The organism is Pseudoalteromonas sp. XMcav11-Q, from assembly GCF_040104525.1.
Lineage (GTDB): Bacteria > Pseudomonadota > Gammaproteobacteria > Enterobacterales > Alteromonadaceae > Pseudoalteromonas.
Genome location: NZ_JBECOX010000027.1, coordinates 1 through 16,538 on the forward strand (window position 1 = coordinate 1; position 16,538 = coordinate 16,538).

Genomic DNA, 16,538 nt, shown 5'->3' on the forward strand with positions numbered 1-16,538 from the left:
TACTAATTGCACTTTCAATCACAGGTTTATCTTTCGCGTCTGTTAATGCAATGGCGGGTGAAGACTTCGCAGCGCTAGATACAGATCAAAGCGGCACAATCAGCATGAGTGAAGCACAAGCGCATACTGCACTTGCAGAGCAATTTAAAGAACTAGACGTTGATGCAAACGGCGAGCTAAGCGAAACAGAATTCGCAAACTTTAAAGGCTAAACAGTAGCCCTCCAATTTTATAAAACGAACAGTATTTAAATTTTTGAGGAATAAATGATGAAAAACGTACTAATTGCACTTTCAATCACAGGTTTATCTTTCGCGTCTGTTAATGCAATGGCGGGTGAAGACTTCGCAGCGCTAGATACAGACCAAAGCGGCACAATCAGCATGAGTGAAGCACAAGCACACACTGCACTTGCAGAGCAATTTAAAGCGCTAGATGTTGATGCAAACGGCGAGCTAAGCGAAACAGAATTCGCAAACTTTAAAGGCTAATTAGAGCTGGAGAAGTAGATTTACCTGCGCAAGGGAGTGACAGAGGAAAAGGAACTGATGTCAGGGAGTAGGGAATAGAGTTCAAAGATTATGATTATTGTTGAGTTATTTGGCAACATTACTGATTTGTTCAACTAAGCGCCTTTTTTCGGGCAAGTTTAAACAAACTGGTATAAAGGAATACTTACAGCGAGGCATCGCTATCAGAATCTTTGAGCTCCAAATTGAGAGTTTGGATGTCATTAGGGAAGTAAAGTGAAGGATCATAGTCGGTAAGAGTAAGGCGGTTATTCGCACCGCACCCAAAGCTTGGCTTAATAGCCAAGCTTTTTTTGTTTGTTTTTCAGTCTCTTCCGTAAGCTTACATTGCTCTGCGGTTTTGTGTTTAGGCATGTTCAGCTCCGAATTGAGATCAGAGCTGTACTTTATAGGCTGAGCGTATTCAGTAGCTAGGTGTGGTTCAGGCGACGCTTACATAGTTATGCCCAAGAGCGGATGGTTGAGCTTAAAAGATTAGGGTTTAGATATGAAACGGCCTTGAAGACCGTTTCACAAGAGATGGGACATTTTAGAGCCGATATTACAGAATGTTACTTAGGATAATTTATCTCATTATATTTACTCATAAAACGTTCATATGCTGCAATAATTGACTCTTTTGTCGTATTAGAATCAAGTCTATTTTCATACACCCACTCAACGAGATTTTCTAACTGTATTTTGGTGTCATCTCCTTGAGTAAAAGGGAGAACCATCCGTTCTCTATGAGAAACGTACTTAGATCGATGTATAAAGTTTTCAAAATAATCTGCATATGTCAGGCTATTTTTTTTGACTTGAAGTTCCTTAAATTCTGTGGGACAAATACAAACCATTCTGGCCCATCTTAAATATCCGCTTTTGCATATTTCATTGATTTTTCTATATATTGAATCATTATAAATGCATGTATCGCTTTTTCGATATGTAATTGATAGTTCAGAATCGACCATTTCATTTTCTATTTGATCTGAATAATCAAGTTCTACACCTGGGAAATGCTTAGGGAGCAAGTATTCTGTGAAGATATTAAATACTGGTGACCGAGTATATAGCTTTGTCAGTATAACTTTATTGTCTTTATCTACTTCAAACCAAGGTAGTCCCTGCCTTTCCCGTTTAGCTTGATCAGACTCTTTCCTATATTTAAGAGTCACCTGATCCCAGCTGATAATATCCGCAGTTTTAACGTCATCCTCCTGTGAGAAGGTGAGATCTGGAACCGCCTTAGGAGCATTACTTAAAAAGTTTTGATCTTTATACTCTAAATGTGCATTTATCAAAAATGCAGACACTAGATCATCGCTCGCTCCTTTTGATAGGCAGATCTCTTGATTAATTAATACAAATTCAACGGCCGCCTTATAGATATCTTCAAACACTCTTTCTTGTGCTTTGTTCTTAATTTTATTACGATTTATTTCCAATATATCAGTAGCTTTATAGTCGTGAAGATCAAAGCGGAATGCAAGAAAGGCTGTTTCAATACTAGTTTCTAATTTTTGCCCTTTAAATAATATAGGAGATTGAAATTCATCATCAGAGCTTACATTTAACAACTCAACACCGATACCGCCACTTTCAAAAAAATCATCTTTAAGAACGCCTTCATCATAGATGTGTTCTTGATTGTTAAAATTCAACACGCCCGAAACAGGACTTTGCTTAAAAAAAGATTTCACTTCATGAATGATATTTAACGTGTCAATATGCAAGCTATTAGATTTTGTAAGGTCAAATGACTCCATTTCTGAAATAATACGTTTGTTATCTGCCGAATACCTAAACCCTCCGGGCACTTTAGGCGATTGATAAGTAAAGGACAATTCTGTACCTACCTGCTGCGAATATTTTTTATCTATATTTCTGATAAAAATATTTCCGCGTCCGTCATTAGATGGGTTTTCCAACACAAGTTCAAACGCTTCTTCATCGAAAAATCCTTTGGTTTTAAGTTCTATTTTATCTGTAAGCATAAATATACTGTGAAGACCGATGCCGAACGCCCCTGAAGGCTTTAACCAGGATGGCATTTCATCAATTAGCTTGTGTTTTTGAATATTTCTTGATGATGACCCCATTTTCTGAAGATACTTGATACTACCTTTATCGAAGCCAACCCCCCTATCTCGAATTACAACTTTCCAAAGTACGCTTTCGTCGCGTTCTTCAGCCAATTTAATTTCAACCTCGATGAAATAGTTAGTTTTAATATAATGTGCTGTTTTCTCGGAGGGTGTTGTAAGGTCTATAGTATTGCTTTGTTGGCTCAACGAATTTTCGCACCATATTCTCAAAAGCGTTGCATCTACTGCGTTTTGAAGTAACTCTCTGATCGACTGAAATGAATCTTTGTATAGACCAGCCCCTTGCATAAGGTCGAGCATTTTTTCACTGTCAACTTCAAATCTAGGGACATGATTACCATCTAATATCTCATAATCTTTTAACTTAATGTCAAGGTTTCCAACCGTAGGTAACAACCCCATCTTTTTATTTGGGACAATTTCATCCCAATTCATCATTTGTTTACTTATTTCTTCCTTCAAATACTGGAACCAACTTGCTGTAGCGTTATACCCTTCATAAGTTTCACAATTTGCGAATACATCTATTCTGTTTGTGTTAAGGACAAACTCTTCAATTGCCATGTGTTTATCCATATGAGCTTTTGTACTCTTTGGTAAACATCCGGCTGTCCTTTGCATAACAGGGCAAAATCGATTGTTATCTAAATCAAGCAAATCTCCCAATCTGAGCAAGCAAGCAATATATCTAGGATGCATTTCATCATTGCCAACTCCTACTTGCATCTTGGGTAATTTCATCACATCTTCGAAGCTCAAACCGTGGTGAGATGAGACTTTTCCTAATATTTTAAAAAGCCTAGCTGGCAATAACTCATTACGGGGAGAGGTAAGACTAATTTCTTTGAAAGGATTAATGGCTATTACTTCAGATCTACTTGCATGTTTTTTCCGATAAAATTCCGCTTGTAACAACTTTACTTCGTAACAAACAGTAACTAGAGATGAAGCTGCCTTCATTGAATCAACAAATTTTTTATCCGAATATTTTACTGCTATTTCATTGAGCTCATGACTATCATCCACTTGAACTTCACGAATAAACTCCTGAAAGCCGTCGCTTTCCCAGTCAGCTTCTATCTCGTCAAATGGCACAACCATTCCAATATCGTGATAATAAGCCGACTCTAAGATCAACCAGAGATCTGTTGCGGATAATAAACAAATGTTCTCTTCACCTAATAACCGCTCTATATTGGTTATTATCTGATTTGAATGAGAGTCATCATGGATGCTGTAATGGGGAAATGTTTGACTAATATTTTGTAGCGCCTTAGATACTAATTTTTCATCGAAAATCCACTGCGCCCATAGTACGTTTAAACCAGGATCTTTGCTACAAAGCTCCTCCAATCTATTCCTAATCAGACTTCCCATATTAATTCCCTCATAAAATTTGTCCCAAGTTAACATTAACCAAATGAAATAAATAGAATATTGCTTAGATGGTACTTTGTCTAACTTTATCCCCTAGTTATAAGGTAAGCGTACGGCTAACTACACCTAGAGGCTAACATGCCAGGGCAGTAAGCTGTCGATATCGCACTGTGGCTGGGCTAATTCGTTTAAGCAATACATCACATAATCGAATGGGGTGTGGCCGTTTGCTCTGGCTGTTTCGATCACGCTGTAGAGGATTGCGCTACTCTCAGCGCCACTTGTGGTGAAGCTAAACAGCCAGTTCTTTCGCCCTATGACGAACGGTTTGATAGCGCGCTCTGCCCGGTTGTTGTCTATCTTTAGATGTCCGTCATCGAGGTAGCGAATGAGTTTCGGCCACTGCCTTAGCGTATAGTGGACGGCCTCGCCCAGCTTCGATTTTGGTACCACCGTTTGTGCTGATTTATCTAACCAGGTTTTAAACTGGGCCAGCAGCGGTGCGCTTTGTTGTACCCGTGCAGCCTGCCGCTCCTCTGCGCTTGCTGTTTTGTTTGCAGTCTCAACTCGATATAACTTTTGAATATGGTTGAGCGCCCAGTTCGCTTTACCAGTTTTACCCTTGGCCTGCGTATCTGCGGCTTCTTTGAACTTGCGTCTTGCGTGCGCCCAGCAACCAACCAGTGTCGCCTGCGTTTGCTCATAGCCCACATAACCGTCAACTTGCAGATAGCCGTTGTAGCCCTGCAAAAATGCCACAGGACAGCGACCCGCACGACTATTCTGATAGTCGAACAGGGCGATATTAGGGATGTTTGCCTCAGCCACAGGCGAATCCGTGCCGCTGCAATACAGCCACATGTAACTGGTCTGTTTGTCTTCTTTCACCACTTTAACCGTGGTTTCATCGCCGTGCAGTACCGGTTGCTGTAGCAACACTTCGTGCAGCCTGTCATAGAGCGGCTTGAATAAACTGGCACAGCGGATCACCCAATCCGCCATGGTCTGCCTGCTCAGTGCGATACCATATTGTTTGAACAGGCTTTCCTGCCGATACAGCGGTAAGCCATATTGATATTTACTGGTGATGATCTGACTCAGCAAACTGGCCGTGGCAATACCTTTCGGGACCGGGCTCGGTGGGACTGGGGCTTGTTTTATCTCAACCCGGGTTTGTGTTTTTTCACAGTGCCGGCAGCTGTATTTTGGTCTGACATGTTCGATGACTTTGACCTGGGCCGGGATAAACTCCAGCTTTTCGCTCACATCCTCGCCCATTTTGTGCAGCTCATCGCCACAGCAGTCACATTGTTTGTTGTCGATGTCATGCACAACACGTTCGCGGGGCAGATCTTTTGGCAGTGGCTGACGTGTCGGCTTTTTGCGCTGATATTCGATGGTTTCCACGTCTTGCTCAGGTGCTGCTTCAACCAGCGTTTCGGCTTCATTGAACAAGTCAGCTTGTGCAGGGTGCGACTCACTGCTGGCCCCGAAGCGTTTTTGCTGGGCCAGTCTTGCTTCAACTGCTGAGGATCATCAGGCAGTTTATTCATTTCTTTCATGCAGTCTACTGTATCAACAGAGTAACTGTTTTTAAATTAATAGCTTAGATTAATTCGTGATCTAAAAACCCCTGTTATGATCATACGTTATAACCATAGCTGAGCGGCTTGTGGGCAATGACCGATAAGCCAGACAATAACCACTGCCATTGTTCGGCGCTGAGTGTAATGACGTCATCGTCTTCTTTGTCGGGCCATTTAAACTTGTCTTTTTCAAGGCGCTTGTACCACAAGGCAAAGCCGGTTTTATCCCAATATAACACCTTCAGCTTGTCCTTGTTTTTATTGCAAAACGCAAACACCTGACCGCTCATCGCGTGTGCTGCCATTTCTTGCTCAACAATCGCCGAGAGGCCATTGATGGATTTACGAAAGTCTACTGGCTGGCGGTGCAAGTAAACAGACTCATTGTGCCAGCAGATCAAGACAGCGCCCTGAGCAGTGCAGCCAACCACAGGGCATCTGTGTTTGATGGCAACAACACCGTATTCTGACCATGCTTGAGCTGTAACAACTCAGGTAGAGAAACGGACTCAGATGCAGCAGGCTTAGCGGCAATAAAAGATGACTCAGGTGGTTTTTTAGTGCGAAGTTTACTTCGGCGATTATAAAAAGACTTGGTACTAAGGTTGTGCTGCGTGCAGAAGCCAGTGACAGACAAACCACTGAGTTCCTGTTGTTCGATAAGTTTCAGCCATTGCTCTGCGGTTTTGTGTTTAGGCATGGTCAGCTCCGAATTGAGGTCAGAGCTGTACTTTATAGGCTGAGCGTATTCAGTAGCTAGGTGTGGTTCTGGCGACGCTTACGCTCTTCCGGTTTACTTAGCTGAATTTAAATCATTAATCATTTCTTGCTTATTTAAGCTTTTAGGTTCAGCGGTTGAAAAATTTAGGGCGACCGTGTGTTTACTCTTGGATCAAGTATATTGATCCAAGAGTAAAAACTGATTATTACAATGTTGGGTTGGGAGCAGTCTAGCTAAACCTCAACTTGCGGACGAACCCTGCTAGCAATAGCAGAGACAGTAAGTAAACGGGCATACTTCCGCCACTCTTGCTCTTTGGTTGCTCTTTATCAGTATTGTCTTTGTTGTCGTCAGCTTTTGTCGTGTCGACATTAAGGGTAACATTGCTTGGCTCTGAATAACTCACGCCATCAAACACTCGATACTGAAAGTTTACTTCATAAGTAGCATCATTTTCTGGGGTATAAGACATCAGCCCCGTATTACGGTTTATCTCGACCACACCTTTATTTGGTTGTGATACCAATTCGTAAATAAGCGGGTCTGAATCAGCATCCTGAGCTAAAAGCGTGACATTAATCATTCCAGACTGGTTGACCTCGAACTCGACTGGCGGTGCCTGCGGCGTCGTATTCGTATGGTTTACAGTGATGACTTTCTCAATGTGTAGACCATGTTCATTACTCACATTCACGGTAAGCATTGCAGGCTCTAACGTTGAAGTCGATGGTGTATATGTAAATTCACCCGTTGCTGTATTACTGAAGACAAACTCACCTGAAGCAGGTGCGCTAGTCACTCCGAACTGAAGAACAGTATTTTCGTCTATGCCTGATAATGACAATGTGCCATTAAGCGGAGTACGCCAGTGGGCAGAAAGTGAACTAGATTCAAAAATAAGTGGAGTTCCTTCAATATTAATAGAGATTAAGACGCTTTCGGTAGTTTTTCCTCCAACAGTCATGGAAAGTTCAAACTGGTCTAGTCCGACTTCGCCTGTTGTGGGTGTATAGTTGAAATGACCCAGCGCTCTATCTGAGAAAGAGATATTGCCTTTGCTCGGTGCTTTAGAAATATAAAAGCGATAGTTAAAAGCATCTTTTTCATCTAATAAGGCAAAATTCACGGGGGTAAATTTGTTGGTATTAAACTCAGCTGCACTCAGCTGAAAAGGCAGCTCAGTACTTTCTGAAATTTTATATAATTCTCTGCCATTATCATGTCGTACTAGCCAATAAGTATCCTGACCAATTATTTTAATATCTGCATGGGTTGCGACCATATCAAGGCTTACCAGCTTACTATATTGTTGGCTAGTCAAATTAAAGGTACCCAATTCATTTTCACAGGTAATATGGAGTTGGCCGTCAAGGTGTTGCTCGATATCAATTAATTTCGACGATGCACATAAGGTCGTGATTTCTTGTTTGCTTCCTTGTGCAGAAATGGACTGCAAAGTGCCATTTTGCGTCGTCCCGTAAAGCTTTTCTATCGCGTTATTGGTAAACGTGTAGAGTGATTTAAGATCGCCGAGGTCCAGTGATGAGTGGCTGTATTGAACAAGATTATAGATTGTCGCTCGATTTTTATGTTCGAATACTAACTCTTTAACACCATCACCATCAAAGTCTATTAATGCTATTGACCGTATTAACCCTGGTGCGTGAGTGGGCTCAACAACCCGTGAAATGCTATATTTAGCCACGTCACTATTAAAGTCTTTGATTTCGAATGGTTCTGATATATTGAGATAGTAAAATCCTTCGTGGTGGAGATATTCAGGAGTACCATCACCATCAATATCACCCAAAAATTCGAAACTGCCAATAATGGGCTCTTCGATGTGGTTAGATCCATCCATGTTCAATATATAGCTCTTTTTTTTGTTAAGCATCCTATCATCGATCTGATACACTATTTTATCGTTGCTATTTTTAGCAAAAGGAATTACTGACACCTTTTCAAGGTCTGTTGCAGTATAATAGTTGAGATTGTTTGCGACTTCTTTTGACCATGATTCATTTTGAGTAAATGGGGATATATTTTTCAATGTTGTACTGGTGACTTTGATGTAGTCTGGCTGCCATTTTATATCATTGATACCAGCAACCGTATTATGTCTATCAATAATTCTTAGTTTGTTGTTCTGCTTTGCTAAATACACATCACCATTGAATCCCAGTTCAGTTATTTCACCAAATAAAACTTCTTCGACGTGAAGTTTAGTCTTTTGCTCAATCTTTTCTTTTTTCTCATCACCATACAAGTCCAAATAGCTATAGATATGGTGATAGACTTTAGGTTGATAATCTCCACCTCCTTCTGTGAAATTTTTACCGATAACCTCTTTTTCTCGAGTTAGGTAGTTATAGTATTTTAAATCTAAAGCATAGGGGTAACCGCGACCGCTAAAAACTTCCGCATTAAGTTGATATAAAGTGTTGTTGAACGTTGATGAACGACCATACTTTGAATAGCCAGGCTCCTGCTTACAACTTTCTAGAGAATTTCCTACAGGCCAAATAACGCTGCCGTTTTTTACGTCTATAGTACAGTCCCTATTAACTACTTCATCTGTTCCATCACCGTTTATATCTTTAGTAAATAAATAGGTGCCTGTTACTGCAAGCGTACCAACTTGATTTATTTCATTATCTTGAATCCGGTAGATTTTACCGTCCCACGTCAGCATTTCATTGAACAGATGATTGGTAAACTTCCCAACAACAAATTCATAGTGTGGTAAGTTGTAGTGCGCTTTGGTTTCTAGTGTGTGCATATCGAGTGTAGACATACTGCTTTCATTTATCAGCATGATTTCGACGTCACCATCGTTATCTATGTCTTTAAATTTAACGATCTCAGCGGTTACATTTGGGAGCGCTTTTACATATTTTCTAGCAGTTAAATTGAGAAGGTGTACGTTTTGTGTCTTACTTATAACAACAGCAAAGTGATTATCAGATCGCCTATCATAATAAATTTCGAAAGAATCTATTGATTCATTGTCGCTCTCGAGCTTTATTGAATCAGTCAGTGTTGTTTCTATACCTTCATTTTCAGAAGGTATATTTACAATATACAATCGTTGCTTGTCGTTATTAATCATTGTAACGATGTCTTTTTTATTATCATTATCAACATCGATGATTCTTATATTGCTCAAATCTCTAAAGCTTGAGAAATGCTTTATCTTCTCGACGTAAGCCTGTGATTGTTGGGTTGCTAATAGCAAGGTGAGAAGTGTTGACGTGATGAAAAATTTCATGCTATTCCTTTAAACTATTAAAGTATCAAAGTACTTTGATACTGAAGTACTTTGATTAGGTAGTAGAAGGTAGGTTAGCATAGTTTACTTTGATCTGTAACTGAATTGGGGAAGGTAACGGAGAAAGTGAATGTTGCCTTTTTAACAGCTCTTAAAAAATAAGTATGTTACGACACTACGTTTGCTTGTTTTTAGGGTTGCTTTACACCGCCAGCTCATACATTTTTTACAGAAAAGTCGCCCGAGGGCGACTTGGAAACGTGACATCATGTAAAAACAGGGGGAAGTGATCTCAATCGATTATTTATTTTCGATGAGATTGCCTTTGCCAATTTCAATCTTTCTCGGCTTGAGTGCTTCTGGAATTTCGCGCTCAAGGTCGATGACTAACAGGCCGTTTTCAAGTCCTGCGCCAATCACTTTGACGTGATCGCCAAGTTGAAATTTACGCTCAAAGTTACGCTCTGCGATGCCTTGATGGATAAATTTACGCTCAGCTTTGTCTTCTTTGTTTTGCTTTTCGCCTTTCACTGTCAGAGTATTGTTTTCTGACTCAAGGCTAAGCTCTTGCTCGGTAAATCCGGCAACAGCCATGGTAATTTGGTATTTGTCTTCACCGGTGGCTTCGATGTTATATGGCGGAAAGCTTGGTTGCTTTTCGTTGCGTGATGCTGCATCCATTAACTGTGCTAAATGGTCAAAACCGATGAATGAACGATAAAGTGGAGATAGGTCTACTGTACGCATAATTTGTATCCTCATAAAGCGATAATTAAGCTATTTATTGCTTCAATTAAAGCCAATAAATAGCATATAAAACATTTACTTAGTTTAGGTTGGGACCCTGTCGGCGTCCTCACAATACTATCTATGGACGAGGCAAATATTTTTCAAGAAACTTTTTTAAAAAAGTTTTTATTTACCTGAATTTTATAAGATTCTTTTTCAAGAAAATTGTCTTTGCAGGTAAAGAAGCACCATCTGATGCCTCTTTTTTATTGCGCTATTTAGGACTTAAGTTTTGCTGTCTCAACATAGAGACTTGATCAAACCCTATTCCCCAGTCGTCAGTTTCAACTTCTTCTATAACAACAAAAGTAACTTGTGGCGCTTTATCAAGGACATCCACCATAAGCTGAGTTGCACCTTTTATTAAGGCTTGCTTCTGAGCAGGTGTAACGCCTTCCTTCGTGATTTTAATATTGATGATTGGCATTGGTTATCTCCTACAGATCATCATACATTTTGTTGACGATACGCCATTGTCCATCTTCTTTAAGTAAACCAATAAAGTCGATATAGTGATGTTCAAACAGTGGGCAATACAGCTTGACCATTGCTTGATGGTTTACAACATCCACCGACAAAATACGGTAATTAAAAGCAGCGCCTTGGCTTTCGGGCGTTTGTCGAGATGAAACCAAATCTAGCCACTGTGATTTGGTGCGCCTCATTCCTGGAGCTTTGAGCACCGCGTCAACGTGGAAAACTGCATCCAACTTTTTAATATCTCCTTGGTGTAGCCCGTCAAAATATTGTTGAATAACCGCAGTTACTTTGTCTAAATCCTGTAGTTTGAAAATAGGCTTAGTCATATTAAGCTCATGCGTCTGTACTGTGTGCTTGTTCAGCTGCTATCGAGGCGATAAAGCTGGGCCTTGCCTCAACTGCAGCTAACATTTTGCTGACTTTTTCTGGAATGACAATGTCGACTGGAAAATAGGTGCCCCAACGCGCATATACAGCCAGCATGATATCCGCAGTGGAAACCTGATCGCCGCCTAAAAATGATTGCTGCGCTAACTTTTTCTCGACTAACACCCATAATTCGTTGATGGCAACCGCTGCCGCTTCTAAAAATGGCTGGCGTGCATGCTCATCAGCGATTGCGCCTGTGGCAAAAAACAGACGATTGTAAGCCGGGTGCATAGTAGCATTGGCAAACAGAATGTTTTCTATCGCTTGTTGCTTTTGAAGAATATCAGCTTGAGGAAGAAGGTTATTTTCGTGTTTATTGAGTAGATAAAGTAGGATTGCAGCGCCTTCTACTAAGCAGTTTTCGCCATCGTTAAGAACCGGGATTTTACCTGTTGGGTTAATGGCTAAAAAGTTATCAACACCGCGTTTGTCAACCAGTTCGAAGGGTTGTTTTAATTCTCTTAATATGACTTGCGTTGCTAGCGCACAAGCACCTGGTAAGTAATATAACGTATACATAATGGTTTTCCTCATTTGCTTCTTGGCTAAAAGACAAGCTCAGTGTATAAACTAGATGTTGTTTGATATATAGCTACAATGAGAACCAAGAGTTCACATAGTGGAAACAATAATCAAGGAAAGTATGAATAAGCTACGAGCGATAGAAATGTTTGTAAAACTGGCTGAGGTACGCAGTTTTACTCGTGTTGCAGAGCAATATAATACATCCAAATCCATGATCAGCAAGGAGATCAGCCGACTAGAAGCTGAGCTTGGTGCGCGGCTTATACATCGCACCACGCGCAATTTGCAGCTCACGCATGTGGGAGAAGGCTATTTACAACGTGCTAAGGATATTCTCAATAAGTTAGAGGATGCAGACACCTTCATACAAGAGTCGCAGCAAGCACCAAAAGGTAAGCTAAAGGTGAATGTGCCAATGGTGCTTGGGATCACTGACTTGGCAGCAATGTTCGCCGATTTTATGCAAGCGTATCCCGATGTCGACCTTGAAATACATTTAGGAGATGAGGATATCGACTTAGTAGAACAGGGATTCGATTTAGGTTTTCGGGCTTCCAGTCGTCCGTTTGACTCAAGTTATATAGGAAAAGAAATTACTCAATTTAGCTATCATGTATGCGCCTCACCACAATATTTAGCGAGTCACCCTGCTATCGAATCAGCACCAGATTTAATTCATCATAATTGTTTTGAATACAGCTATTCAAAACGCAGGAACTTATGGCCATTAGACGAAGGTGTGCGAATAAAAGGCTCCCTTAAAGTGAACAATGTCCTTTTTATGTTGCAGGCAATTAAAAGCCATTTGGGAATAGGGGTTTTACCTGAATTTGCCTGTAGAGAAGCACTTGAAAAGGGTGAGATAGTCAGTATTTTGCAGCACGCTGACAAGCCAACGCTAGCCTTATATGCACTGTATCCCGCACGCCAATTTGTGCCAGCCGCGGTACTTCAATGTATCGAGTTTTTACAGGCTTGGTTTAAGCGTGACGGGCACTGATTGTTAAGCAAATAAGGTGGTTTACATTTCTTCATTACTTTGCCACATTAACTACTGGCTTAAATGATGGAACAATCAATGAAATGTGATAAACAAAATGCCAATCGAAAAATAGGTCTGGGGCTGGCTATCGGCGCAGGAATTGGCACAGCCGTGGGCGTTGCATCTGGGCAAATCATGTACACCTTACCTATCGGCATTGCGATGGGAATATTGATTGGACGTAAGTATTTTTAATCTAATGAGCTACTCGCTACGTATCTTTGCTTTTAATTAGGGGAAGGTTAAGCAAGTGCAATTTAGTGACTCAGAAATTTCCAGGATCATTGAAATGGCGTGGGAGGATAGGACGCCATTTGAAGCTATCGAACGACAGTTTGAGCTTAGTGAACCTGAAGTGATCAAATTGATGCGTTGTAGCCTAAAACCCAGCAGTTTTAGGCTATGGCGGCAACGAGTAAATGGCCGTAACACTAAGCATATTAAACTTAGAAGCAAAGCGGTCAATCGCGGATATTGCAAAACCCAATACAAACAAAGGTAACGCGTTATCTAAACCTTTGGGTATTAGTCTTTGCTTTATTGAAGGTCGCTTGCAAGTAAGCCGAATAGTGCAGAGTCTGAGACTTCACCAGCAATTTCCCAGCGAGCACGTAAGTGACCTTCTTTAGTAAATCCAAGTTTTGTTAGCACTTTGGCTGAGCCGATATTAGCGGGATCAATTTCAGCTTCAATACGCCTCAACTGCAGTGTTGAAAAAGCATAGTTAATGAGTGCAGAGCCCGCTTCTTGAATGACACCTTGCCCCCAGTGAGATTTGGCAATACCAAAGCCAATTTCGGCGCGACGTGACTCTTTATCCCAGCTAAAAAGTAAACATTTACCAATTAATGTTTCATCACTTTTCGAAACAATGGCCAGTGTGATCGCTTGTTGCGTAGTCAAATCTTCATGTGATTGCTTGATAAATTGCGTTGCATCCTCAAGGCATTCCCAAGGTGGCGTGTTCCAATAGCGCATGACGTCTGCGTCTGAGAATATGGCAAATAGCGCTTCGGCGTCTTGTGAGGTTAGGGGTCTAAGTGTGAATCGCTCGGTGTCGAGTTGGATTGTAGTTAATTGCAATATCTTTTTTCCTTGATAAAAAGGGCGCAAATTCGCGCCCCAAACAATAAGCTGCTTGCTTACTTATTTATTTGCGTCTTTAACGGCTTTTAGCTTCGCCGCGTGGTCAATTTCATAATCTGGCATGTCTTTTTTGCCTTCGATTAGGTAGTTGTCCATCCAGCGCATCAAGCGCAAGCTGTAATCGTATTGAGCCGCAGCTTTGCGGTTACCGTGACCTTCGCCTGGATAGTAAACTAGACGTACGTCTTTACCTTGCACTTTCATATAGCGATATAGCTCCATAGACTGTGCTGGGTGTACTCGCGGGTCATCTTTACCATGCATAATGAGTAATGGCGTCTTTGATTGACCAGCCCAGTAAATCGGACTGCGCTCTAGGTACCACTGCCACTTATCCCAAGGGTAAGAGCGAGCGTGTACTAAGTACATTTCGTTTGAGATATCGGTAGTACCAAACTTAGATAGTTGGTTCGTTACCCCAACAAACATCACGCTTGCTGCAAAGTGTTCGGTTAGTTTTGTAGCACCCCAAGCTGAGGCATAACCGCCGTAAGAGCCACCAGTAATACCAACACGCTTAGTGTCTACTAAACCGGTATTGACTAGGTATTCTTTCATATCTACTAAGTCGTCAAACTCTTTACCTGCGTAGTCGCCTTGGCCAAGTTTTGAGTAATCAACGCCTTTACCTGTCGAACCACGGTAGTTTGGATAGAATACCGCATAGCCGCGTGCTGCGCCCATTTGACCCGGATCTGAATAGCTCGTGAGCCAGCCATTCTTATCGTGGCTTTCAGGACCACCGTGCACCGACATGATCAGTGGATAACGTGTACCTTCTTGGTAATCAAGTGGATAAATTAATACGCCACCAATTTCAACGCCATCGCGGGCTTTGAAGTTAATAGCCTCTTGTTTTGCAAAACGTTTGTTGTCTAACCACGGGTTTGAGTTTGATAGACGAGTTGCCTTGCTTGAGCGGATCACAAACACTTCATTTGGGTGCTTAGCGGTATTTGCACGTAGGGCAATGGTTTTGTCTGAGTCAGAGATAGATAGGTTCGATGCGATAAACTTACCTTCTTTGATAAGCTTCTTGTATTTGTTTGAGCCAACTTTAATTTGGCCAACAAAACTCTCAGCGCCGACGTTTGCGACAAAAGTCAGCTGGTTTTTGCGGTTTGACCACTCAAAATCACCGATGTGACCCATAAAGTTTGGGATCCACTCTTCTACTTTGCCGCTTTGTGCATCGGCAAGGTATAAGCGACCAGTTGCCGGGTCATGCTTGTCTTCAGCGCCTAAAATCGCGATGTATTTACCATCGTGAGAAAACTCTGCGGTACCAAGCTTACCTTCTGTTTTGAACGAAGTGGTAATTTGTTGTGTTTTTGAATCAAGTACATGCCATTGTGACTTCATATACTTGTCATCAATAAGCGCTGTTGGCTGGGTTTTTACCAGTAATTTAGAGGCATCATCAGCCCAGTTGATTTCACTAACATAGCCTTCGATGTTCAGTGCCGCTGGAGTTAGCGGTTTTTCTGATGCTGCAAGATCAATGATATGAAGCTGTTTGTTTTTTAAACCCAGTTCATACACTTCAGCCATAAAACCTAGCTTTTTCAGCTCTTTTTCTGACTTATCGGCAGCTGGCATTGCAAGGATAGCAACCTGTTTGCCATCAGGGCTTAGACTATAAGCCGAGATCCCAGTTCCTTTTAGTGAAAGCACTTTCTGTGCTTCCCCACCGTTTACCGCGATGCGATAAAGGGCGCGTTGCTTGTCTTCTTTTTTCTTGGTTAGGAAATAAATGAACTGACCGTCGGCCGACCAAGAGATGCTTGAGATGCTCACTTTACCGGTGATAAATGGGCGCTCTACACCTTCGTCGTCAACCACATAAAGTTCACTGTAATTAGAACCATTTTGGTCAACGTAAAGCTCGCGCGGTACCGAGCGAGTAAAAGCAACGAGTTCGCCGTCAGGACTCACCGACGTTGAGCTTACCGATTGGATCTTTGGGATGTCTTCAATAGTGATGGTATCGCTTGCGAGGCTTGCAGCACTGGTGAAGCCCATTGCTAAAGCCAAAGCAGACTTAAGTAGTTTCATTATTTATCCTAAATTTTCATTCACTTGTTGTAACTTCAAGATGAAGTTTTTAGGCATTCTACTTGTCACCAGAATAAAAACCAATGTTTGCGATTAATTGTCGGTTAAGTCTGATAAAGCAAAACCGTTATCTTTTATAGGCCAAAATTCAGCGCGCCTGAATAATCAGCCTGAAACGGCATTAGATGATTAAGTGCATACGAAATGTTGCCTTTGTCATCCATGATGTAGATAGAAGCACCACAGTGTTTGCAAAAACCATGCTCTTGAATAGTTTGAGCTTTCGAATGCGGCACCACAAATCGTTCGAGAGATTTACAAGGATTTTCGATCAGACCGTGAGCCTGAATAAACTGCACACCAGTGCATATTTCGTTGGCTGTTGTCGTGGTGAAAATACGATAGTGGATCTGGCCGCAGTGGCACGACGTGGTGATCATGTTGATGTCCTTTGTTTTCTTTTGAGTTAAGTTTACTTTTTATTTTTAGTTAATATATATTCA

General features: G+C 41.3%; 16 protein-coding genes and 2 pseudogenes. 6 read left to right on the plus strand and 12 right to left on the minus strand.

Annotation, left to right across the window (positions count from 1 at the left end):
- From ABMY45_RS23365 to ABMY45_RS23375, 3 genes and pseudogenes are all read left to right on the plus strand, one after another.
- On the plus strand, positions 1–212 hold a 212-nt coding region (locus ABMY45_RS23365; RefSeq protein ID WP_349289562.1), incomplete at its 5' end, for an EF-hand domain-containing protein.
- Positions 213–269: 57 nt separating this feature from the next.
- The gene (locus ABMY45_RS23370) at positions 270–491 is read left to right on the plus strand and encodes an EF-hand domain-containing protein (RefSeq protein ID WP_017217565.1); all 222 of its coding nucleotides are present in this window, start codon (positions 270–272) and stop codon (positions 489–491) included.
- A gap of 474 nt (positions 492–965) precedes the next feature.
- Positions 966–1,094, plus strand: a pseudogene (locus ABMY45_RS23375) (site-specific integrase); the annotation flags it as partial.
- On the opposite strand, the gene ABMY45_RS23380 reads toward ABMY45_RS23375, so the two are convergent.
- The 9 genes and pseudogenes from ABMY45_RS23380 to ABMY45_RS23420 form a co-directional block, all read right to left on the minus strand.
- Positions 1,082–3,994, minus strand: coding sequence for a hypothetical protein (locus ABMY45_RS23380; protein ID WP_349289563.1), 2,913 nt, complete (start codon positions 3,992–3,994; stop codon positions 1,082–1,084). The pseudogene ABMY45_RS23375 and the gene ABMY45_RS23380 sit on opposite strands and share 13 nt — an antisense overlap.
- 126 nt (positions 3,995–4,120) lie before the next feature.
- Positions 4,121–5,515 (minus strand): annotated as a pseudogene (locus ABMY45_RS23385) (IS66 family transposase); the annotation flags it as partial.
- A gap of 121 nt (positions 5,516–5,636) precedes the next feature.
- Complete coding sequence (gene tnpB / locus ABMY45_RS23390; RefSeq protein WP_102056525.1) at positions 5,637–5,981, minus strand: IS66 family insertion sequence element accessory protein TnpB; 345 nt, start codon at positions 5,979–5,981, stop codon at positions 5,637–5,639.
- Positions 5,978–6,280, minus strand: coding sequence for a hypothetical protein (locus tag ABMY45_RS23395; RefSeq protein WP_349289564.1), 303 nt, complete (start codon positions 6,278–6,280; stop codon positions 5,978–5,980). The genes tnpB and ABMY45_RS23395 overlap by 4 nt, the downstream gene beginning before the upstream one ends.
- A 250-nt stretch (positions 6,281–6,530) precedes the next feature.
- On the minus strand, positions 6,531–9,569 hold the full coding sequence (locus ABMY45_RS23400; RefSeq protein ID WP_349289565.1) for an Ig-like domain-containing protein: 3,039 nt from the start codon (positions 9,567–9,569) through the stop codon (positions 6,531–6,533).
- A 300-nt stretch (positions 9,570–9,869) separates the two neighbouring features.
- A complete protein-coding gene (locus ABMY45_RS23405) occupies positions 9,870–10,316 on the minus strand; it encodes an Hsp20 family protein (RefSeq protein ID WP_010379331.1) in 447 nt (148 codons plus the stop codon).
- A gap of 256 nt (positions 10,317–10,572) precedes the next feature.
- Positions 10,573–10,785 carry a 4-oxalocrotonate tautomerase family protein gene (locus tag ABMY45_RS23410; protein WP_010379330.1) on the minus strand — a complete coding sequence of 71 codons (213 nt, stop codon included), beginning with the start codon at positions 10,783–10,785 and terminating at the stop codon, positions 10,573–10,575.
- A 10-nt stretch (positions 10,786–10,795) separates the two neighbouring features.
- Entirely contained in the window at positions 10,796–11,164 is a 369-nt protein-coding gene (locus ABMY45_RS23415) for a nuclear transport factor 2 family protein (protein WP_349289566.1), read from the minus strand.
- Positions 11,165–11,171: 7 nt separating this feature from the next.
- Positions 11,172–11,786, minus strand: coding sequence for a glutathione S-transferase family protein (locus tag ABMY45_RS23420; protein ID WP_349289567.1), 615 nt, complete (start codon positions 11,784–11,786; stop codon positions 11,172–11,174).
- Between the two features lie 124 nt (positions 11,787–11,910).
- On the opposite strand from ABMY45_RS23420, the gene ABMY45_RS23425 reads away from it, so the two are divergent.
- The 3 genes from ABMY45_RS23425 (at position 11,911) to ABMY45_RS23435 (ending at position 13,336) form a co-directional block, all read left to right on the plus strand.
- Positions 11,911–12,792, plus strand: coding sequence for a LysR family transcriptional regulator (locus ABMY45_RS23425; RefSeq protein WP_211865917.1), 882 nt, complete (start codon positions 11,911–11,913; stop codon positions 12,790–12,792).
- Between the two features lie 78 nt (positions 12,793–12,870).
- The gene (locus ABMY45_RS23430; protein WP_019647622.1) at positions 12,871–13,029 is read left to right on the plus strand and encodes a hypothetical protein; all 159 of its coding nucleotides are present in this window, start codon (positions 12,871–12,873) and stop codon (positions 13,027–13,029) included.
- 55 nt (positions 13,030–13,084) lie between these two features.
- The gene (locus tag ABMY45_RS23435; protein WP_010604266.1) at positions 13,085–13,336 is read left to right on the plus strand and encodes a TIGR03643 family protein; all 252 of its coding nucleotides are present in this window, start codon (positions 13,085–13,087) and stop codon (positions 13,334–13,336) included.
- Between the two features lie 35 nt (positions 13,337–13,371).
- Here ABMY45_RS23435 and ABMY45_RS23440 read toward each other — a convergent pair whose 3' ends face one another.
- From ABMY45_RS23440 to ABMY45_RS23450, 3 genes are all read right to left on the minus strand, one after another.
- Positions 13,372–13,917, minus strand: a complete 546-nt coding sequence (locus tag ABMY45_RS23440) for a GNAT family N-acetyltransferase (RefSeq protein ID WP_206472417.1) — start codon at positions 13,915–13,917, stop codon at positions 13,372–13,374.
- Positions 13,918–13,980: 63 nt separating this feature from the next.
- Positions 13,981–16,035 (minus strand): S9 family peptidase, encoded by a 2,055-nt coding sequence (locus tag ABMY45_RS23445; RefSeq protein WP_349289568.1) that lies wholly within the window; start codon positions 16,033–16,035, stop codon positions 13,981–13,983.
- 134 nt (positions 16,036–16,169) lie between these two features.
- Positions 16,170–16,475 (minus strand): hypothetical protein, encoded by a 306-nt coding sequence (locus tag ABMY45_RS23450; protein WP_010604263.1) that lies wholly within the window; start codon positions 16,473–16,475, stop codon positions 16,170–16,172.
- Positions 16,476–16,538 lie beyond the last annotated feature (63 nt).